At 67.5% G+C, this 19,430-nt stretch carries 15 protein-coding genes and 1 pseudogene; 8 read left to right on the forward strand and 8 right to left on the reverse strand.

Translation table 11 applies throughout. The annotated features are described in order from the left end of the window. Positions 1–70 precede the first annotated feature (70 nt). From ACZ5PO_RS11165 to ACZ5PO_RS11180, 4 genes are read right to left on the reverse strand one after another with little or no spacing between them, the layout of a single operon-like run. Positions 71–1,006 (reverse strand): ABC transporter ATP-binding protein, encoded by a 936-nt coding sequence (locus ACZ5PO_RS11165; RefSeq protein WP_464193312.1) that lies wholly within the window; start codon positions 1,004–1,006, stop codon positions 71–73. Then, positions 984–1,979 (reverse strand): ABC transporter ATP-binding protein, encoded by a 996-nt coding sequence (locus ACZ5PO_RS11170; RefSeq protein WP_464193313.1) that lies wholly within the window; start codon positions 1,977–1,979, stop codon positions 984–986. Before ACZ5PO_RS11170 ends, ACZ5PO_RS11165 begins: the two co-directional genes overlap by 23 nt. Position 1,980: 1 nt before the next feature. After that, positions 1,981–2,967 carry an ABC transporter permease gene (locus ACZ5PO_RS11175; protein WP_464193315.1) on the reverse strand — a complete coding sequence of 329 codons (987 nt, stop codon included), beginning with the start codon at positions 2,965–2,967 and terminating at the stop codon, positions 1,981–1,983. Beyond that, a complete protein-coding gene (locus tag ACZ5PO_RS11180) occupies positions 2,967–3,953 on the reverse strand; it encodes an ABC transporter permease (protein WP_464193317.1) in 987 nt (328 codons plus the stop codon). Before ACZ5PO_RS11180 ends, ACZ5PO_RS11175 begins: the two co-directional genes overlap by 1 nt. A gap of 348 nt (positions 3,954–4,301) precedes the next feature. On the opposite strand from ACZ5PO_RS11180, the gene ACZ5PO_RS11185 reads away from it, so the two are divergent. Then, positions 4,302–5,486 carry an LLM class flavin-dependent oxidoreductase gene (locus ACZ5PO_RS11185; RefSeq protein WP_464193319.1) on the forward strand — a complete coding sequence of 395 codons (1,185 nt, stop codon included), beginning with the start codon at positions 4,302–4,304 and terminating at the stop codon, positions 5,484–5,486. 7 nt (positions 5,487–5,493) lie between these two features. Here ACZ5PO_RS11185 and ACZ5PO_RS11190 read toward each other — a convergent pair whose 3' ends face one another. The 3 genes from ACZ5PO_RS11190 to ACZ5PO_RS11200 are packed head-to-tail and all read right to left on the reverse strand — an operon-like array spanning position 5,494 to position 9,584. Beyond that, positions 5,494–6,834 (reverse strand): LLM class flavin-dependent oxidoreductase, encoded by a 1,341-nt coding sequence (locus ACZ5PO_RS11190; protein WP_464193321.1) that lies wholly within the window; start codon positions 6,832–6,834, stop codon positions 5,494–5,496. Between the two features lie 24 nt (positions 6,835–6,858). Further along, entirely contained in the window at positions 6,859–8,202 is a 1,344-nt protein-coding gene (locus ACZ5PO_RS11195; protein WP_464193324.1) for an LLM class flavin-dependent oxidoreductase, read from the reverse strand. A 17-nt stretch (positions 8,203–8,219) separates the two neighbouring features. Further along, positions 8,220–9,584 (reverse strand): FAD-dependent oxidoreductase, encoded by a 1,365-nt coding sequence (locus ACZ5PO_RS11200; protein ID WP_464193326.1) that lies wholly within the window; start codon positions 9,582–9,584, stop codon positions 8,220–8,222. A gap of 318 nt (positions 9,585–9,902) precedes the next feature. Between ACZ5PO_RS11200 and ACZ5PO_RS11205 the strand changes: the two genes are divergently transcribed. Both ACZ5PO_RS11205 and ACZ5PO_RS11210 read left to right on the forward strand, forming a co-directional pair. Next, positions 9,903–11,519 (forward strand): ABC transporter substrate-binding protein, encoded by a 1,617-nt coding sequence (locus ACZ5PO_RS11205; protein WP_464193328.1) that lies wholly within the window; start codon positions 9,903–9,905, stop codon positions 11,517–11,519. Continuing rightward, on the forward strand, positions 11,516–12,739 hold the full coding sequence (locus ACZ5PO_RS11210) for an acyl-CoA dehydrogenase family protein (RefSeq protein WP_464193331.1): 1,224 nt from the start codon (positions 11,516–11,518) through the stop codon (positions 12,737–12,739). Before ACZ5PO_RS11205 ends, ACZ5PO_RS11210 begins: the two co-directional genes overlap by 4 nt. Before the next feature lie 412 nt (positions 12,740–13,151). Here ACZ5PO_RS11210 and ACZ5PO_RS11215 read toward each other — a convergent pair whose 3' ends face one another. After that, a complete protein-coding gene (locus ACZ5PO_RS11215; RefSeq protein ID WP_464193333.1) occupies positions 13,152–13,634 on the reverse strand; it encodes a hypothetical protein in 483 nt (160 codons plus the stop codon). A 337-nt stretch (positions 13,635–13,971) separates the two neighbouring features. Here ACZ5PO_RS11215 and ACZ5PO_RS11220 point away from each other — a divergent pair, with 337 nt between their 5' ends. The 5 genes and pseudogenes from ACZ5PO_RS11220 to sufB all read left to right on the forward strand — a co-directional run bounded on the left by ACZ5PO_RS11220 (position 13,972) and on the right by sufB (position 19,419). Next, positions 13,972–14,199 carry a hypothetical protein gene (locus tag ACZ5PO_RS11220; RefSeq protein WP_464193335.1) on the forward strand — a complete coding sequence of 76 codons (228 nt, stop codon included), beginning with the start codon at positions 13,972–13,974 and terminating at the stop codon, positions 14,197–14,199. 481 nt (positions 14,200–14,680) lie between these two features. Then, positions 14,681–15,145, forward strand: a complete 465-nt coding sequence (locus tag ACZ5PO_RS11225; protein WP_464193337.1) for a Spy/CpxP family protein refolding chaperone — start codon at positions 14,681–14,683, stop codon at positions 15,143–15,145. Between the two features lie 1,456 nt (positions 15,146–16,601). Further along, positions 16,602–17,443, forward strand: a pseudogene (locus ACZ5PO_RS11230) (SDR family NAD(P)-dependent oxidoreductase). A gap of 193 nt (positions 17,444–17,636) precedes the next feature. Beyond that, entirely contained in the window at positions 17,637–17,834 is a 198-nt protein-coding gene (locus tag ACZ5PO_RS11235; protein WP_464193339.1) for a 4Fe-4S dicluster domain-containing protein, read from the forward strand. 115 nt (positions 17,835–17,949) lie between these two features. Continuing rightward, the gene (sufB, locus tag ACZ5PO_RS11240) at positions 17,950–19,419 is read left to right on the forward strand and encodes a Fe-S cluster assembly protein SufB (RefSeq protein WP_464193342.1); all 1,470 of its coding nucleotides are present in this window, start codon (positions 17,950–17,952) and stop codon (positions 19,417–19,419) included. Positions 19,420–19,430 lie beyond the last annotated feature (11 nt).

Here is a 19,430-nt window from a genome sequence, read left to right on the forward strand (position 1 = left end):
TATACATGGAATTAACGGTTTCTTTATTGATGGCCGCACATCCACCCGCCGAGCGGCGCGGCGCTCCCGCTCACGTGGCATGGTGGCAGGCGACCCGATGCCCACCGCCGATCGGTCGCAGCTCCGGCTCCTCCTGGGCGCAGACTGCCGTCGCGAGCGGACAGCGCGGGTGGAAGCGGCAGCCGCGCGGGACGTGGCGGGGGCTCGGCAGGTCGCCGCCGAGCGGCGCGGCGTGGCGCCGGCGCGCCGGGTCCGGCACCGCGTCGATCAGGGCGCGGGTGTAGGGGTGGCGCGGGCGGCTCCACAGGCTGTGGTTATCCGCCGTCTCGACGATGCGGCCGAGATACATGACCAGCACCCGGTCGGCGAAATAGTGCACGACGGACAGATCGTGCGAGATGAACAGGTAGGACAGGCTGAACTCGCGCTTCATCTCGCCGAGCAGATTGAGGATCTGCGCCTGGATCGACAGGTCGAGCGCCGACACCGGCTCGTCGCAGATGATCAGGCTGGGGCTGAGGATCAGCGCTCTGGCGATGCCGATGCGCTGCCGCTGGCCGCCGGAGAACTCGTGCGGGTAGCGCGACAGGGCGCCCACCGGCAGGCCGACGCGCTCCGCCATCCCTGCCACCCGGCGTTCGCGCTCGCGCCGGTCCTTGACGCCGTGGACGGCGAGCGGCCCGGAGAGGATATCGCGGATGGTATGGCGCGGATTGAGCGAGGCGAAGGGGTCCTGAAACACCATCTGCGCGCGCCGGCGCAGCGCCCGCAGGTCCCCGCCTCCGAGGCGGCGAATGTCGGCGCCGTCAAACCGGATCGTGCCCTCTGTCGGCTCGACGAGGCGCAGCAGCGATTTGCCGAGGGTGGACTTGCCGCAGCCCGACTCGCCCACGAGGCCGACGGTCTCGCCCGCTTCCAGCTCGAACGACACGCCGTCGACCGCGCGCAGCACGCCGTCGCGGCCGGGGTAGTGGGTGCTGAGCTCAGAGACGGACAGCAGCGGCATGGGCGGGCTCGACGGCAACGGTGACGGGGCAGGCCACGAGCCGGCCGTCCGCGGCGGCGATCGCCGGCGGCGCCGCATCCCGGCAGGAGAGCCGGGCGAGGTCGCAGCGCGGAGCGAAGGGGCAGCCCGGTTCGCCCAGCGCCGAGGCGATGTTGCCGCGGATTTCCGGCAGCGGTCCGTCGCGGTAGTGCAGGGCCGCCTCCAGGCGCGGGGAGGCCCGCAGCAGGCCGCGTGTATAGGGATGCAGTGGCGCCGTGAACAGCGCCTCGGGTGCGGCCTCCTCGACCTTGCGGCCGGCGTACATGACCACCACCCGGTCGGCCCATTGCCCCACGATGCCGAGATCGTGGGTGATCAGGACGAGCGCCATGCCGAGGTCGCGGCGCAGCCCGTCCAGCAGGTCGAGGACCTGCGCCTGGATGGTCACGTCGAGCGCCGTCGTCGGCTCGTCGGCGATCAGCAGGCGCGGGCCGCAGGCGACGGCGATGGCGATCATGACGCGCTGGCGCATGCCGCCGGACAGCTCGTGCGGGTAGTCGTGGATCCGCCGCTGCGGGTCCGGAATGCGCACGAGGTCGAGCAGTTCGACGGCCCGCGCCCGCGCCGCCTTGGCCGAGAGACCCTCATGCAGACGCAGCACTTCGGTTAGCTGCCGCCCGATGGTGAGCACTGGATTGAGCGACGTCATGGGCTCCTGGAAGATCATCGCGATGTCGCGGCCGCGGATGCGCCGGAAGGCCCGGTCGGTGAGCCCCATGACGTCGGTGCCGGCGAAGCGGATTGCGCCCGTCGGCGTGCGTGCCGTCCGCGGCAGCAGCCGCATCAGCGCGAGCGCGGTCAGCGACTTGCCCGAGCCCGATTCGCCGACGATGGCGACCGTTTCGCCGTCCCGAACCGAGAAGCTGAGGCCGCGGACCGGCGTGGCGGAAGGAAAGGCGACGGTGAGGTCGTCGACGTCGAGCAGCGCGGCCACGTCAGCCGTCCCTGGACAAACGCGGGTTGAGCGCGTCGTTGAGGCCGTCGCCGACGAGGTTGAGGGCCAGCACCGTGAACACGATGGCAAGGCCGGGGATGGCCGTCAGGTACCATGCTGTCCTCAGCAGCTCGCGACCCGCGCCGATCATGCTGCCCCAGCTCACCACGTTGGGATCGCCGAGCCCCATGAACGAGAGCGCGGATTCCATCAGGATTGCCGAGGCGACCATCACCGATGCCGTGACGATGATGGGCGGCAGCGCGTTGGGCAGCATCTCTCGGACGATGATGCGGCCGTGGCCGTAGCCGAGGCTCCGCGCGGCGAGCACGAAGTCCGTCTCGCGCAGCGAGCGGAACTCCGCCCGCGCCAGCCGCGCAACGGTCGGCCACGTGGTCATGCCGATCGCCAGCGTGATCGTGATGATCGAGGGCTGCGCGATGGCGACCAGGACGACGAGCAGGATGAAGCCGGGGATGGTCTGGAAGAGCTCGATGAGGCGCACGAGCACATCGTCGACGGTGCCGCCGAAATAGCCGGCGGTGGCGCCGACGAGAATGCCGAGGGTCAGGCCGACCACGGTCGCCGCGAAGCCGACCAGAAGCGAGACCCTGGCGCCGTGGGCAATGCCGGCAGCGACGTCGCGGCCCAGGGAATCGGTTCCCAGCGGATATTCCGGGTTCTGCCCGGGCCAGAGAAATGGCCGCGCCACCATGCCCAGCGGGTCGTCCGGATAGAGCAGGGGCGCGGCGAGCGCCATCAGCACGACGCCGGCGAGGATGGCGAGGCCGAGCAGCGCGGTCGGGTTGCGCAGGAAGACGCGCAGCGCCCGTCGCGGGTCGGGCGGCGTCAGGTCGGCGACCGCCGCGCTGGTCGCGCGGGCGGCATCGGCGGCGTGGACATTGGTCCAGCCTGCCTCCGCCCCTCCCGGCGGCAGGCCGATGGCGTCGGCCCTCACCGGCAGGGAGCTCGTGCGCTGGACGCTCATCAGCGGACCGCGATGCGAGGGTCGAGATAGGCCTGGACGAGATCGACGACGACGTTGACGGCGATGACCAGGAGTGACGAGAGGAAGAGAACGCCGAGCAGCACGGAAAAGTCGCGCGCCATGACCGCCTCGAAGGCGAGCCGGCCGAGGCCGGGCCAGCTGTAGACGGTCTCGACCACCACTGCGCCGCCGAGCAGCCCGCCGAAGTGCACGCCGGCGACCGTGGTTAGCGGCAGCAGGGCATTACGCAGCACGTGGCGGAAGGTGATGACGAGTGGGGAGAGACCCTTGGCCGCGGCGGTGCGGACATAGTCCTGGGAGAGCACCTCGAGCATGGCGGCACGGACCAGGCGCGAATAGATCGCGACGTAGAACAGCGCGAGCGCGGTCGCCGGCAGGATCATGTAGCGCAGCTGGTCGCGCACCGCCTCCCAGCCGCTGAGGTTGGCGCCGATGGTGCGCACGCCGCCGCTGGGCAGGATGCCGAGCTTGACCGAGAACAGCACGATCAGCATCAGGCCGATCCAGAAGCCCGGGATCGAATAGAACAGCAGCGCCAGCACCGACAGCAGCCGATCCAGCCACGTGCCGGAAAAGCTGGCCATGGCCACCCCCAGCAGGATCCCGAGCGCCAGCGCGATGACGATGGCCGACACCATCAGCAGCAGCGTGCCGGGCAGCCGCTGTCCGATCAGCTCCGCCACCGGCATGTTGTAGCGCGGCGAAAAGCCCAGGCTGAAATGGGCGAGATTGTTCAGGTAGGCGATGAGCTGCTGCACCACCGGAAGGTCGAGCCCGAAGCGGGAGCGCAGCATGGCCATGGTCTCTTCCGTGGCCGCGCCGGCCTCCGCCGCCATCACGTCGGCCGCATCGCCGGGCGCGAGCTGCAGCAGGAAGAAATTGAAGAGCAGGATACCGAAGACCGTCGGAATGGCATGCAGGGCCGTCCGCCGCATCGTCCGCGCGAGGCGCAGGACGGTCTTCATCGGCCCATCCGGCGCCGCGGCCTGGCCGCCGCCGCTCTCTGCGCCGGGCTGCGCCCGGAGGCCGCTTCGATGCGCTGCACGATCATCTCCGGTGCCTGTACCGATTGCTGCACGCACATTTGACTAGTTCGATAAAACCCGTCAACTAGGTCTTGGTCCAGGTCATCAAGTAATTCTGCTTTTCGCCAGGGATAAGATCAGACTGAAGAGAATTATAATTTCAAATCTTGTGGCGATTGTAGGTTTTGTCTATCGTGATTTGGCTGAATTGCGAAATTATATACTGCCGTCTGACTGATGGCGGCTGCGGCGGCGTCGCCCGCTGCCGTTCGAATGCGAGAGGTGCGCATGACCATCGTCCATAAGCCCAGCTCGCCCGCCGGCCTCACTGCGTCATCCCTCGGGCCGGGCGCGTTTCCCGCAAGCCCGCTGTCGCAGGCGTTGCGGCAGCCGATCCTGCTCGGCCTGTTCCTGCCCATCCAGGCGGGCGGCTGGAGCCAGTCGACCTTGCCCCGCACCACGGACTGGCGCTTCGACTACAACCGGGATCTCGTCCTGACCGCTGAGGAGCTGGGCTTCGACCTCGTCTTCGCCCTGTCGCAATGGCTGCCCAAGGGCGGTTACGGCGGGGTCCACGACGGTCAGGCGCTGGACTCCTTCGTGACCACCGCGGCACTGACGGCGATCACCCGGCGCATCATTCTCATCTCCACCGTCCATGTCCTCTACGGGCCCTGGCACCCGCTGCATTTCGCCAAATACGGCGCCACCCTCGACCACATCTCGGGCGGCCGCTGGGGGGTCAACGTCGTCACCGGGCACCGCGCGGTCGAGCACGAGATGTTCGGCTGGAACCGGATCGAGCACGACCGCCGCTACGAGCTCGCTGCCGAATTCATCGACGTGGTCCAGCGGCTGTGGAGCGAGGACGAGAATGTGTCGTTCGAGGGGATCTCGTCCTGGAAGCTCAAGGACGCCTTCGTCACCCCGAAGCCGAATTTCGGGCGCCCGATCCTGGTCAACGCCACCGGGTCGGACGCCGGCATCGCCTTTGCGGGCCGCTATTCCGACATCGTCTTCATCACCAGTCCCGCCGGATCGGACATCGCGAGCACGCTCGAGGCGCTTCCGGCGCACACCGCGCGCGTCAAGGAGGCGGCCACCGCGGTCGGCCGCCAGATCCGCACGCTCATCAATCCGCTGGTCGTCGTGCGGGAGACGGAACGCGAGGCATGGGCCTACGCCGACGCCATCGTGGCCCATGGCGACAGCCGGGTGCCCAAGGGCTTCAACGGCTTCGACAGCGACGCTCACGCCTGGAAGGGGCGCGAGGGCCGCGACGATCCCTATCGCCCGATCGGCGGCAACATCCGCGTCATCGGCTCGCCCGAGCAGGTCGTGGAGCAGTTCCTGGCCCTCAAGCGGGCCGGCATCGACGGGCTCCAGCTGTCGTTCTACGACTTCAAGCCGGACCTCGCGTTCTTCGGCGAGCGGGTGCTGCCGCTGATGCGGCAGGCCGGCCTGCGGCACTGACGGATGATCACGTCCGATCGGCCAGGCGTTGGTGCGCGGGGTAGGGCAGCCCCAGGTTGGCCCGCAGGGTGCGGCCTTCGTACTCCGTCCGGAACAGGCCGCGCCGGCGCAGCTCGGGGATCACCAGCTCGATGAACTCTTCCAGCCCGCCCGGCAGATAGGGCGCCATGACGTTGAAGCCGTCTGCGGCGCCGTTGCGGAAGCGCTCCTCGAGCTGGTCGGCGATCTGCCCGGGCGTGCCGATCACCTGCCAATGGCCACGCGCACCGGCGATCTCGAGGTAGAGCTGACGAATCGTCAGGTTCTCGCGTCGCGCGAGATCGATCAGCAGTTGTTGCCGGCTCTTGGGCCCGTTGGTCTCCGGCAGCTCCGGCAGAGGGCCGTCGAGCGGGTAGCCGCTGAGGTCCACCCCGCCGAGCGTCGAGCCGAGCAGCGACAGGCCGACGACCGGATGAATGCGCGACTGAAGCTCCTCGAATCTCTCCCGGGCTTCGGCCTCCGTGCGGCCGATCACGGGAAAGATGCCGGGCATGATCTTGATGTGGTCGGGATTGCGCCCGTAGCGGTCGGCCCGGGTCTTGATGTCGGCATAGAAGGCCTGCGCCTCCTCCAGCGTACGCTGCGCCGCGAAGATGACCTCCGCCGTGCCGGCCGCAAGGTCCTTGCCGGCCTCCGAGGCGCCCGCCTGCACGAGGACCGGATGCCCCTGCGGCGAGCGCGCCACGTTCAGCGGACCACGCACCTTGAAGTGCCTGCCATGGTGATCGAGCAGGTGATGCTTCGCCGGGTCGAAGAACAGGCCGGTCTCCCGGTCACGGACGAAGGCGTCGTCCTCCCACGAGTTCCACAGGCCCTTCACCACCTCGGCGAACTCGCGCGCCCGGTCGTAGCGATCGGCGTGGGCGGGATGGGCGTCGAAATTGAAGTTGAGCGCCTCGGCCTCGCTGCTGGACGTGACCAGGTTCCAGCCCGCGCGGCCCTTGCTCAGCTGGTCGAGCGAGGCGAACTTGCGCGCGATGTTGTAGGGCTCGTTGAAGCTGGTCGAGGCCGTGGCGATGAGGCCGATCCGCTCGGTGACGACCGAGAGGGCCGCAAGCAGCGTCAGCGGCTCGAAGGAAACGGCGCGTGAGGTGCGGCTGAGCGGCGCCAGGTCGCGCTCGCGGACGCCGGCGCTGTCGGCGAGGAACAGCGTGTCGAACCTGGCATGCTCCGCGATCCGGGCGAGATGGATGAAGTGCTCGACGCTGACGCCTGCGCGCGCATCGGACTCAGGGTGGCGCCACGCGGCCACGTGATGCCCGTCGGTCATCAGGAACGCGCCGAGGCGCAACTGTCGTGTCCCGGACATGCCGTCGTCCTTCGATGGGGCTGATCAGGCGCTGGCCCGCAGCGCCCCGGCGTAACCGCTGTCCGGCCGAGGCAGGCCGAGGTGATCGCGCAGCGTGCGGCCGGCATAGTCCTCTCGGAACAGGCCGCGCCGCCGCAGCAAGGGCACCACCTCCGCCACGAAGACGTCCAGGCCGCCGGGGAACCACGGCGGCATGACGTTGAAGCCATCGGCCGCGCCGCCCTCGAACCAGGTCTGGATGGCGTCCGCGATGCCCTCGGGCGTGCCGGCCAGCACCCAGTGGCCGCGCGCGCCGGCCAGCCGTTGGATGAGCTGCCGGATGGTGGGCCGCTCGCGATCGACGATGTCGATGACCACCTTGAACCGGCTCGCCACGCCGATCGGGCTGTCGGTCCGCACCAGGTGGCGCGGGAAGGGCGCGTCGAGATCGAAGCCCGAGAGGTCGAGACCGATCATCCGGTGCAACTGGTCCAGCGAGTAGGCGGGCTGGATCAGGTCGTTGAACTCTTCGACGAGCCGGCTGGCTTCCGTCTCGGTCGATCCGATGAACGGGCTGATGCCGGGCAGGATCTTGACGTGGGCGGGATTGCGCCCGAACGCGGCGGCCCGCTGCTTGATGTCGCCGTAGAACTCCTGGGCGCTGGCGAGGGTCTGATGGGCGGTGAAGATGGCTTCGGCCCACTGCGCCGCGAAGGACCGGCCCTCATCGGAGGAGCCGGCCTGCACGTAGACCGGCCGGCCTTGCGGGCTGCGCGGCGCGTTGAGCGGCCCGCGCACCTTGAAGTGCCGCCCCACATGATCGATCGCATGGATCTTGCTGGTGTCGGCGTAGATCCCGGATGCGGGGTCGACGACGAGGGCGTCGTCTTCCCAACTGTCCCAGAGGCGCGTGACCACCTCCAGGAACTCCCGTGAGATGTCGTAGCGATCGGCATGAACCGGGTGGTCCTTGAGGCTAAAATTCTGTGCCGCGGCCGCGACGCTCGTGGTCACGATGTTCCAGCCCGCGCGGCCGCCGCTGAGGTGGTCCAGCGAGGCGTAGAGGCGGGCGAGGTTGTAGGGCTCGTAGTAGGTGGTCGAGGCGGTGCCGATGAGGCCGATATGGCTGGTGGCGGCTGCGATCGCCGACAGCCACGTCAGCGGCTCGAGCCGGAAGCGCGAGCCGTAGCGCACGTCGTCCGACAAGGCCGGCCCGTCGGCGAAGAACACCGCGTCGAACTTCGCGGCTTCAGCGCGCCGGGCCAGGTCCTGGTAGAAGGTGATGTCCAGCAGTCGCTCCGGTTGGGACCCCGGATAGCGCCAGCCCGCTTCGTGGTGGCCGCCGGGATAGATGAACAGGTTCAGCGTCAGCTGCCGCTGGGCCGCCATGGGCGTGCCTCCTCGTCTCACTCGGCCGCCAGCGGCGGCTGGCCGCGCCAGATCGCCGAGGCATAGAGCGTCTCGTCGAAGTCGGGCGGGATCGGCGCCGTGATGCGCGCTTGGTGCGCATCGAAATCATCGAAGAACAGGTCGCGGCTGATCGCGGCGACGACCGCCGGAACGTCGCGCTTGAGGCTCGGCACGTCGCCGACCGGCAGGCCGAAGCTGACGAAGCCCGCCGGATTGTAGACGTGGATGTTCTTGAGGAACGGCGCACGACCGGGCGTGCGCTCGAGGTATTCGTGGCCCGTGCCGAGGTAGGGGTGGGCGGCGAGATCGTCGTCTTCGTCCCCGGGCGGCGGCGTGAAGCGGTCACGCCACAACAGGACGTCCGCCGCGATGGCGGTGAGCTCCGGCCGCGCTGCGAGATCGACGACGTAGCCGGTTCCCGAAATGACGAAATCGAAGCTGAACGGGCCGCCGGAGGCCTCGGCGACGACACGGCCGCCGTCGAGCCGCGCCGCGGTCCAGGGCGCGGCGAGGTGAAGGTGGAAGTTGGCAAACGCCACGGCGCGGGCGACGGCGTCGGGCGGCGGCGTGGAGCCGGCATCCCGGAAGCGGATGGCCTGCTGCCAGCGGGCCGCATCCGGCAAATGCGCGTAATTGTCGTAGGCGCCCGGATAGCCGCGCGCGCGGATCACCGGCAGCGCCGCGATCCTGTCGCGCCGGGCGAACAGATGCACGGCAGCCGCTCCCGCCTCGAGCGCCACGGCCGCCGCATCGAATGCGGAGGCCGCCGCCCCGAGCACCGCAACCTGCTTGCCGCGCAGCGCGGGAAAATCGATGGCGTCGGCCGTGTGGGCGTGATGCGACCCCGGCAGGCCGGCGAGCATTGGAAGAAGACGGGGACGACCATTGCCGGCGACGCCGTTGGCCAGGATCACCTTGCGCGCGGTCTCGATCCGGCTGGTCCCCGCGACATCCAGGTGGAGGCGCAGATGACCATCGCCGGGCTCGATGTGCTGAAGCCGTGTGCCGTACCGAACGGGAATGCCGAGCACCTGGCGATACCAGCTCAGATAGTCGGCCCACGCCAGGCGCGGGATCCGGTCGACGGCGGCGTAGGCCTCCTTACCGAAACGCGCCTCATACCAGGCCTGGACGCCGAGGCCCGGCAGGCCAAGCTCGGGGCCGGGCAGGATCTTCGGCGTGCGCAACTTGTCCATGCGCGCCCGCGTGCGCCAGACGCCGGCCTGCGCTTCGTCCGGGGCGGCGTCGATGACGGCAACCTTGCCGATCCCCGCCCGCCCCAGAGCGAACGCGAAGGTCGTCCCGGTCTGGCCGCCGCCGACGATCAGGACGTTGTGGTCAATGTCGCGACGGTCGGGCACCCAGTTCTCCGGTGCCGGGCCGATGAGGCGAAGCGTCTCGTCCGCTTGGGAATGGTCGTGCTGGCCCACAACGCACCTGCATGCTGCTTGACGTAAGAACTTGGGAACGGTGACGTCGTGGGGCGCAAAGTCAATAGCATAATCGTCTGTTTAAGATTGTTGTGCCGCAATTCTATTCTGTAAACGGACTGAATGCCATGCGAATAGCGCCCCGCGCTGCGCAGTCATAGCGGCGACGTACGGTTGACAACGGTTTCGTCTATATAATACTCGCGTGATCTAAGCATCGCATCGCCCGAAATCGGTCGAGGGTTGGCCATGTCTCTGGATCGACGGCAGTTCAGCGGGGCGGTGGCCTCGGCGGCCGCGCTTGTACTCGGGGCCCGGACGGGGTGGGCGCAGGCTTCGCCGCCCGGCGCTCTTTCGGGCCAGCCGGTTCGCGGCGGCACCTTGCGCTGGGTCTACTACCCCGAGCCATCGGCGATCATCGCCATCAACACGTCGTCGGGCACCGGGCAGACCATCGGCTCAAAGATCAACGAGGGCCTGCTCACCTACGACTACGAGCTCAACCCGCGCCCGGTGCTGGCGACCGAATGGGTCATCAGCCCGGACGGCCTGCGCTATCGCTTCAAGCTCAGGCCCGGCGTGCGGTGGCATGACGGGCAGTCGTTCACGTCCGCCGACGTCGCCTTCTCGATCGACCGCCTGCGCCAGGCCCATCCGCGCGGCCGCATCACCTTCGCCAACGTCGTCGCGGTCGAAACCCCTGATCCGCTGACCGCGGAGATCGTGCTGTCGCGGCCGGCGCCCTTCCTCATCACGGCGCTGTCCGGGGCGGAATCGCCGATCGTCCCGAAGCATATCTACGAGACCTTCCACCCCGAGGAGCAGCCGAAGTTCAACCAGACGATCGGCACCGGACCGTTTATTCTCAAGGAATGGGTGCCGGGGAGCCATCTCCTCTTCGTCCGCAATCCCGACTATTGGGACGCCCCGAAGCCCTACGTGGACAGCCTGGTGATGCGGATCATCCTCGATCCGGCGGCGCGGGCCGCGGCGCTGGAAGCGGGCGAGGTCGACATCGGTGCCAATCCGGCGCCGCTCTCCGATATCGATCGGCTGAAAACCAATCCGAACCTGATGGTTGACACCACCACCTACGCCTATTCCGGGCCGCAGCAGCAGCTGTTCTTCAATCTGGACACGGGCATCCTGCAGGACCGGCGGGTGCGCCTCGCCATCGCCCAGGCCATCGATCTGAAGGCGCTGCTGAACACGGTCTATTTCGGGCTCGGCCAGGTCTCGCCGAGCCCGATCAGCGTCGTGCTGCCGAAGTTCTACGATCCCGCCATCAAAGCCTACCCATTCGACCTGCGGACGGCGGAGCGGCTGCTCGACGAGGCCGGCCTGAAGCGGGGGGCCGATGGCACGCGCGCCAGGCTCAGGCTTACCCAGAATCCCTTCCTGCCCGTCACCTTCGGCGACTTCGTCCGCCAGGCGGTGCGCCGGATCGGCCTCGACGTGGATCTCCAGCGCTATGATCTCGGGACCTATCTCAACGTCGTCTACAAGGCCCGGACGTTCGACCTGGTGATCGAGAGCCTGTCGAACACCTTCGATCCGACGCTCGGCGTACAGCGCGCCTACTGGTCCAAGAACTTCAAGATCGGCCTGCCGTTCTCGAACGCCGCCCACTACGCCAACGGCGAGGTCGACCGACTGCTGGAAGCGGCCGCCGTCGAGCCGGACGAGGCCAAGCGCCGCGACCTCTGGTTCAAGTTCCAGGCGATCATCCACGAGGAGATCCCCTCGGTCGACCTCGTGGCGCCCGCCGGGATCATCGTCGCCAACCGCAAGGTGAAGAACTTCGCGCCCGGGGCCGATGGCCTGAACGGCAGCTTCGCCGACCTCTACATCGCATCCAATCCATGACACAGATCGATCTTGCCTGGGGGGCCGGCCCCAGCACCACCTACGAGACGCTGGCTGGCCGGTTCCGGCCCACCTTCGCCCGCATTCGCGCCACCGCCGTCGTACGCGATGTGCAGCGCCGCCTGCCGCACGACGAGATTGCGTGGCTGAAGGCCGAGGGCTTCACCAAGCTGCGCCTACCGCCGGACGACGGCGGCTTCGGAGCGACCCTGCCGGAGTTGTTCAACCTGCTGATCGAGCTGTCCGAGGCCGATCCCAACGTCACCAATGCCCTGCGGTCCCACTTCGGCTTCACCGAGGACGTGCTGAACGCCGCGTCGCCCGAATGGCGGGCTCGCTGGTTCGCCCGCATCGCAGCGGGCGAGACCGTCGGCAGCGGCTTCTCGGAGACCGGCGATAGCAAGCTCAGCGCCTTTTCCACCCGGCTCGTCCGCAACGGCGGCCAGTGGCTGCTGAACGGCGAGAAATACTACACCACCGGCTCGCTGTTTGCGGACTGGATCAACCTCGGCGCCCAGGACGAGAACGGCGAGCCGGTCGGTGCCGTGGTGCCCCGGCGGGCGGCGGGGGTCGAGGTGCTCGACGATTGGGATGGCTTCGGCCAGGCGCTCACCGCCAGCGGCACGGCGCGGTTCTCCAACGTCGCCATCGATCCCGTGCTGACCAATCCGTTCGGCACCCGGTTCCGCTATTCCTCCGCCTTCTTCCAGCTCGTTCATCTCGCCACCCTGGCCGGCATCGGCCGCGCGGCATCGAATGACGTGGCCCAGCTGGCCGCGGCGCGCCGGCGCATCTACAGCCATGGCAACGGCCAGAGCGTTGCCGCCGATCCCCAGATCCTCCAGGTGGTCGGGCGCGTGCGCGGCTCGGCCTACGTGGCGGGCGCGGCCGTCCTGAAGGCCGCCGAGGCGCTGCAGCGGACCTACGACGCGCACGTGGCCGGCGCGGGAGAGGCCGAGGACGCCGCCGGCAATATCGCGGAACTGGAGGTGAACCAGGCGGTGACGGTGGTGTCCAACCTCGTCCTCGATGCGACGACTGTGCTGTTCGACGCCCTGGGCGCCTCGGCGACCAAGCGTAGCCATGGGCTCGACCGGCATTGGCGCAATGCCCGCACCATCGCCTCCCACAATCCACGCATCTATCGCGAGCGCGTCGTGGGCGACTTCGCAGTGAATGGGACGCCGCCGCCACCGCAATACCGCGTCGGCACGGCGTGACCGGCTGCCCGCCGCCACGGCCGTCGTCGGCGAAGGCTTGCCAAGCCTGGGAATGGACTGGATCAGGGCATGGGTGTAGGCCTCGCAGGCTGTTGACGAAGAGGCCCGCTGCGGCGGTCACGCTCATTCGACTGTCGGAATTGTTGCCTCCCGCGCAAGCGCAGCAATCACCGATGGGCGCACCGCGATACGTCGCATGTAGTCGGCGATCTTCGGCCAATCTTCGAGGTTGATTGAGAAGCCGGCCATCCGCCCCTATGCCGCCAGCATGAAAGGGATGCGCTGCCCCGGGTGTGGGGAACGACGGTAGCGGGCCTCCGCTACCATCGCACCCCCCCGAACTTTCGCGTTCGGGAACATGGTGCGGTCGGCCAAAAGCGCCGCGAGCCGCCCCTCGATCAGCACCTCAGCTTCACCGTTCGCCGGCGGCATCACCGTCACCGTCTGGATCATATCGCGCAGCGCCTGCGTCGATTCCGCGCCGACGGGCAAGGCCGGCGCGGATTGCTTCGTCCAGGCGAGCGACGTTGGTGAGGTACTCGTCGACGGCCCGCGGGTGCAGGGACACGACCTTCGGAGGCTTCTCCATCGACACAAGCTGCTGCTCGGCCTCGGCCTTGCTCGCCCGCAATTCCGTGAGCCGCTCGCGCCCTTCGTCGTCGCCCATCATCTCCTTGACGAGCAGGTCGAGCACCAGGGATATCTCGCGCTTCGCCGATTCGAGACGCCGCTCAATCTGAGCGCGGTCCTTGATGATGCCAGCGGCGAGGCGCCGGCGCTCATCGTTGTAGGCGCGGATGTACGCCTCGATCATGTCGCGTTGTGCGAGCCGCTCGCGCAGGCAGGGCTTCTGGACCCACTCGGTAGCGGTTAACGCCGCAGTCAGAGCTGTCATGGTTAGCGCAACCAAGTTCGGCGTCACCAACCGCGCTTCGCTTGTCGCCGAACGGCGGCGTTGGCAGCGATGCACGCGGCGTGCGCTCCTGAGCACCACGCCGGCCGCCGCCGCGGCTACGTGATCCGCGGTTGCGCTCCCGGCCGGACATCAGGTGTTCGTTCTAGTCCGGTCCCCTGTTCGTTCCTGTCCTAGTCCCCGATCGCGCAACCTCCGAAGCGAGGCTGTTCCCGATCTGACCACCCTGCGGCCGGGCTGAGCCGCACCTGCACCACCTGGAGCCTCCCATGAAACTGCCCATCGCCGCGGCTGCGGCCGTCTGCGGGCTGCTCGGCGCGTGCACCCAACTGCAGCAGGGCCTCGCCGCCGTCGACCTGTTCGTGGACAGCGCGTTGCTCACCGGCGCGCGCACGGCGTCTGCACCACGACCACCAACAACCCCTCCGCCGTCACCGCGGTGCGCCAGGCGCGCCAGCAGGTCGACGCCATCGCCCAGGCCCGCGGCCTGTACGTGCCGACGCGCAGCCGGCTGCTGTCGTTCCTGTCGCCGGCGGGTCGTCCCTGATGGCCCGCCTGGTCGCCGGCATCTTGCTCGGGCTCGCCGCCGCCTCGGTCGCCGCGCTGCTCACTCTGACCGGAGCGGCGGCGCCGTAGAGGCGCGCGCCGCCGACGTTCTACATCCGCTCGCTCGCGGGGCAGCTCTCGGCGGCTCACAAGGTCTGATTTCGCCAAGCGCAGGTCACCGCGGAGGTGAAGGTTGTTACAGCTACAACCGCGATAAGAATTCCTCTAGCTCAGCATTGTGCCTTGCGCTAATATTATAAGTAGGCGGACGCTTGGGTTCGACCGTCGTGGCTATGGTGAGCCAGGACGCCGCCCTAGTTATTGTGGATCAAATTGGTGGACTGCCTAAGAGCGAAGCGGCTCGCCGTATTCGCTATAGTAATTGTGCCGAACCCTGCTGACCATGCGAAGGGAGGCGCAGCATGTCTATTGGGACAATCAGAATAGCGGCCGTAGCACTTACGCTGACGGCGGGGACGCCCTTGGCGCTCGCGCAAGCCACGACTGCCCCCGCACTACGACAGAGCAGCCAAGTCGATTTCGACAAGCTCACGGATGCTCGAATCGAAATCGTGAAGGCTGCGCTGCAACTCACCCCAGATCAGATGAAATATTGGCCGGCGGTCGAGCAGGCCATTCTCACTCGCTCCAAGAACCGGCAAGCGCGGCTTCTGGAACTCGAGAACCGCGTCAGCGAGATTGAGAAGCGCGGCTTCGCCGATAGCGTTCGGGATCGTGACCCAATCGCGTTCCTGAATCGCCGCGCCGCCGCGCTGACGCAGCGCGCAACCGACTTGAAGAGCCTCGCGGACGCGTGGCAACCGCTCTACCAGACGCTGTCCCAGGACCAAAGGCGCAGGATGGCCTTTCTGACGCTCTACGTTCTTCACGAGTTGAGGGACGGGCTTGACCAGCGCTTCGATCGTGGGGACCAGGACGATGGTTGAGCCGAGAGGAACGGGAGTAATCTCGCCTCCTCTCTCGATCTCGTCCGATCAAGTGGTCACAGGGGAGGCGGAGAAGCAAGCAATCGAGGGAGGTTACGATGCTTGGTTTCAAGTTTGTCGCTCTTCCTATCGCTGCGGCGCTTTCCCTCGGAGCGGCAAGCGCTGGAGTAGCTTCACCCCTCAGCGGTACACGGCAGGCGGTTGAAAAGCCTGGGGTCGAGGAAGGCTTGATCGCTAAGGCGCAGACACTGGGAATGCAGCGTCGGTGGGATCGACGGGCCTATCGGCACGACCGTCGGATGGATCGAAGAACGAACCGGTACGAGCGGAGGTTGGATCGGCGCTGAGAGCGGGCAGGTCTGTCCTTCATAGAGGTCGGAACACACTGAGCACCTTGCGGTTGCCCAGGAGCTGTGTCGCTCGAATGGCGAGCGCTTGAGACCGTGTGGCCTTGTGCCAGCCATAGCCCAAAGTCGTGCTTGCGCCGCGCGATCGACTTCGCTCAAACTTGAACATCCCGTTCAGTACCGCAGCGTATTGCCCGTAGTGCAGCGTTGAAAGGCCGGCATCCAAGCGCCGGCCTTTCTTTTTAGACCGAGCTAGGGCGGCTCCGATCCCTGGGGGGTATCGCAGAAGCGCTCCCTTGCAAATGCGACCTGAAGAAAAAGGTCGAACGCTAAAAGGAGCGCGCTGAAGCAAACCCCGGCGTCGGTGCGACGGCGAGGGTTTTATCGTCAGCCTGACGCGAAAGTGCCGGGGCTCCGCAAGCACCTGCGGTGTCGAGGCGTTTTCCCCTATTGCCGGGCTTGTCGGCAATTGCGCGGTGCCGTGGGGCGCATTTGGTGCGGAGCGTCCAACCACCAATGGTGGATAGACCCGCGCGTCAGCCGCCTCAGGCAGCAATCGACGGCTTTCCCGTAGCGACGACCGTCGGCCTAATGCGAAAATGCGAATGCTAAGGCGTCGAGCTTGGACTAGGCGCCGCGTGCGGCCGGACCGCAACGCGCGACTTGCGAACCGGTTCGCAGCGCTGAGCACAGGCTTCGCTGGTGAGGGATACAGGAATCCGCCTGCGCGCGGCGGGCCGAAAAGCAGATGAGCCGGCGACACTCTGCGACGAGCACGTTCGCAGAGGTGCTGAGCCGAGCGCTACGCAGCACGAATAGAGCGATCGACCTTCAGCGTTCGTTGTGACACTAGCCTGGGGAGCGGCCGCATCCAGAGCATCGGATCCAAAAGTGGATACCGGTTTTCGGCATAAATCCGATGCTGAAACAAAGAGCTAAAGCGGCAGCTCCGCTTCCATCGGAGCGTCCGCCGTTCTAGCTGCTCCGAGACGGCGCTGGAAAGGCGCGCTTGGCCGGCCCGGGGCTGGCCCGGTTCCTGCAGCCTACCGCTGCGCGTCGCAGATCGGACAATGTCAGTCATGCATCGCGAGCGCATGGGTGAGCATGACATGCCGAGCGGTGGCTGGAAGCTGGAGGCGGAGCGGACAGGCCCGGGGCCCGGCACCGCGGCCTGCCCCTATCACGGCGCCCAACCGGACGCCGACGGCCGGCCGGCGGCCCGCCGGAACCTGGTCCTGACCGGGGCGTCGCGTGGCATCGGCCACGCCACCGTGAAGCTGTTCTCGGAGGCAGGCTGGCGGATCATCACCTGCTCGCGCCAGCCGTTCGACCGCGAACGGTGTCCGTGGGAGGCAGGGCTCGACAACCACGTCCAGGTCGACCTCGGCGACCAGCGCGCCCTGCCGCGGGCGATCGCCGAGATCAAGGCACAGCTCGCCGGCGAGCCGCTGCACGCGCTCATCAACAACGCCGGCATATCGCCCAAGGACGACGGCGGCGGCCGGCTCGATTCCCTGACCACGCCGCCGGAGACGTGGATGCGGACGTTCCACGTCAACTTCCTCGCTCCCGTCCTGCTCGCCCGCGGCCTGTTCGATGCGCTACACGCCGGACGCGGCGCTGTCGTCAACGTGACGTCGATCGTCGGCCAACGCGTGCATCCGTTCGCCGGCACGGCCTATGCCACGTCGAAGGCGGCTCTCGCCTGCCTCACGCGGGAGATGGCGCACGATCTCGCCCCGCACGGCATCCGCGTCAACGCCATCGCGCCGGGGGAGATCAAGACGGACATCCTCTCCCCGAGACCGAAGCGCGGCTGGCGCCGACCATTCCCATGGGGCGGATCGGCACGCCGGACGAGGTCGCCAAGGTCATCCTTTTTCTGTGCTCGGACGCGGCGAGCTACGTCACGGGCGAGGAGATCCAGATCAACGGCGGCCAGCACATCTGACCGCGCGGTGCGCGGCCGCGGATCGGTGCGCGTGCCGACACAGCCTGTCGCCTTCGCGACAAGCTGTCGTGAGCCGGACACGTCGCCCTCTGCCGCATCGAAATAAAACGATTAAAAACCATAGAATTGGCTCCCTGGCACAGGACTTGAAGAACGTCCCTGTGCATCGCCTCTGCGATCAGGAGCCGGCGTCATGGCCTACAAGATCATTGCCTCCCAGTGCACCGTCTGCGGCGCCTGCGAATTCGATTGCCCGAATGCGGCGATCTCGCTCAAGCGAGACATGTACGTGATCGATCCCAAGAAGTGCACGGAGTGCGAGGGCCAGTTCGATACGCCCCAGTGCGCGGCCGTCTGTCCCGTCGATAACACCTGCGTGCCGGCCGGCTGACGGACGGCGCCAAGCCGGAAGCGGTCCTCCGGCCGAGCCGGACCGCGAGGCAGGCCGGGTGCGCCGGCGTGCCGGGACGTGGCAGCGCAGCAGCGGAACCCGAGCGGAGAGACGAATGGCAGCCGTGCAGGAGACCATCGACCAGGTCCGCCGCATCGATGTGGATCAATACAAGTACGGGTTCGTCACCGATGTCGAATCCGACAAGGCGCCCAAGGGCCTCTCCGAGGACATCGTCCGCTTCATCTCCGCCAAGAAGGCCGAGCCCGCGTGGATGACGGACTGGCGGCTCGCCGCCTATCGCCGCTGGCTCACCCTGCGCGAGCCGCAGTGGGCGCGCGTCGATTATCCGGCGATCGACTATCAGGATCTCTACTACTACGCCGCCCCCAAGCAGAAGCCGGTGCTGGCGTCGCTGGACGAAGTCGATCCGGAGATCCTCAAGACCTACGAAAAGCTCGGCATCCCGCTCCATGAGCAGGAGCTCCTCGCCGGGGTCGAGCGGCCGCGGGTCGCCGTCGATGCCGTGTTCGATTCCGTGTCGGTGGCCACCACCTTCAAGGAGGAGCTGGCCAAGGCCGGCGTCATCTTCTGTCCGATCTCCGAGGCGTTGCAGAAGCATCCGGACCTGGTGCGGACGTATCTGGGGTCGGTGGTGCCGCAGTCGGACAACTACTTCGCCACGCTGAACTCGGCCGTCTTCTCGGACGGCTCCTTCGTCTACATCCCGGCCGGCGTGCGCTGCCCGATGGAGCTGTCCACCTACTTCCGCATCAACGAGCGCAACACCGGCCAGTTCGAGCGCACTCTGATCATCGCCGACAAGGGCTCCTACGTCAGCTACCTGGAGGGCTGCACGGCGCCCAAGCGCGACGAGAACCAGCTGCACGCCGCGGTGGTGGAGCTGGTGGCACTCGACGACGCGGAGATCAAGTATTCGACCGTACAGAACTGGTATCCGGGCGACAGCGAGGGCAAGGGCGGCATCTACAACTTCGTCACCAAGCGCGGCGACTGCCGCGGCGCCCGCTCCAAGATCTCCTGGACCCAGGTCGAGACCGGCTCGGCCATCACCTGGAAATACCCGAGCTGCGTGCTGCGGGGCGAGGAGTCGCGCGGCGAGTTCTACTCGATCGCCATCTCCAACGGCCGCCAGCAGGTCGACAGCGGCACCAAGATGATCCACCTCGGCAAGAACACGTCGAGCCGCATCATCTCCAAGGGCATCGCCGCCGGCCGCTCGGACAACACCTACCGCGGCCTGGTCTCGGCCCACCGCAAGGCGTCGGGCGCGCGCAACTTCACCAATTGCGATTCGCTGCTCGTCGGCGATCAGTGCGGGGCCCACACGGTTCCCTACATCGAGGCCAAAAACGCCTCGGCCGTGTTCGAGCACGAGGCCACGACCTCGAAGATCTCCGAGGACATGCTGTTCTACTGCATGCAGCGCGGCCTCTCCCAGGAGGACGCGGTGGCGCTCGTGGTCAACGGCTTCGTGCGCGACGTCTTGCAACAGCTGCCGATGGAGTTCGCCGTCGAGGCCCAGAAGCTGATCTCCATCAGCCTCGAAGGCAGCGTCGGCTAGAGCATGATCCC

Source organism: Chelatococcus sp. KU-N122, from assembly GCF_055391085.1.

Excerpts from the sequence above, each read along its gene's own strand:
- ACZ5PO_RS11165 (WP_464193312.1), bottom strand. The coding sequence starts at position 1,006 with ATGCCGCTGCTGTCCGTCTCTGAGCTCAGCACCCACTACCCCGGCCGC.
- ACZ5PO_RS11175 (WP_464193315.1), bottom strand. The coding sequence starts at position 2,967 with ATGAGCGTCCAGCGCACGAGCTCCCTGCCGGTGAGGGCCGACGCCATC.
- ACZ5PO_RS11180 (WP_464193317.1), bottom strand. The coding sequence starts at position 3,953 with ATGAAGACCGTCCTGCGCCTCGCGCGGACGATGCGGCGGACGGCCCTG.
- ACZ5PO_RS11185 (WP_464193319.1), top strand. The coding sequence starts at position 4,302 with ATGACCATCGTCCATAAGCCCAGCTCGCCCGCCGGCCTCACTGCGTCA.
- ACZ5PO_RS11190 (WP_464193321.1), bottom strand. The coding sequence starts at position 6,834 with ATGTCCGGGACACGACAGTTGCGCCTCGGCGCGTTCCTGATGACCGAC.
- ACZ5PO_RS11195 (WP_464193324.1), bottom strand. The coding sequence starts at position 8,202 with ATGGCGGCCCAGCGGCAGCTGACGCTGAACCTGTTCATCTATCCCGGC.
- ACZ5PO_RS11205 (WP_464193328.1), top strand. The coding sequence starts at position 9,903 with ATGTCTCTGGATCGACGGCAGTTCAGCGGGGCGGTGGCCTCGGCGGCC.
- ACZ5PO_RS11210 (WP_464193331.1), top strand. The coding sequence starts at position 11,516 with ATGACACAGATCGATCTTGCCTGGGGGGCCGGCCCCAGCACCACCTAC.
- ACZ5PO_RS11215 (WP_464193333.1), bottom strand. The coding sequence starts at position 13,634 with ATGACAGCTCTGACTGCGGCGTTAACCGCTACCGAGTGGGTCCAGAAG.
- ACZ5PO_RS11235 (WP_464193339.1), top strand. The coding sequence starts at position 17,637 with ATGGCCTACAAGATCATTGCCTCCCAGTGCACCGTCTGCGGCGCCTGC.
- sufB (WP_464193342.1), top strand. The coding sequence starts at position 17,950 with ATGGCAGCCGTGCAGGAGACCATCGACCAGGTCCGCCGCATCGATGTG.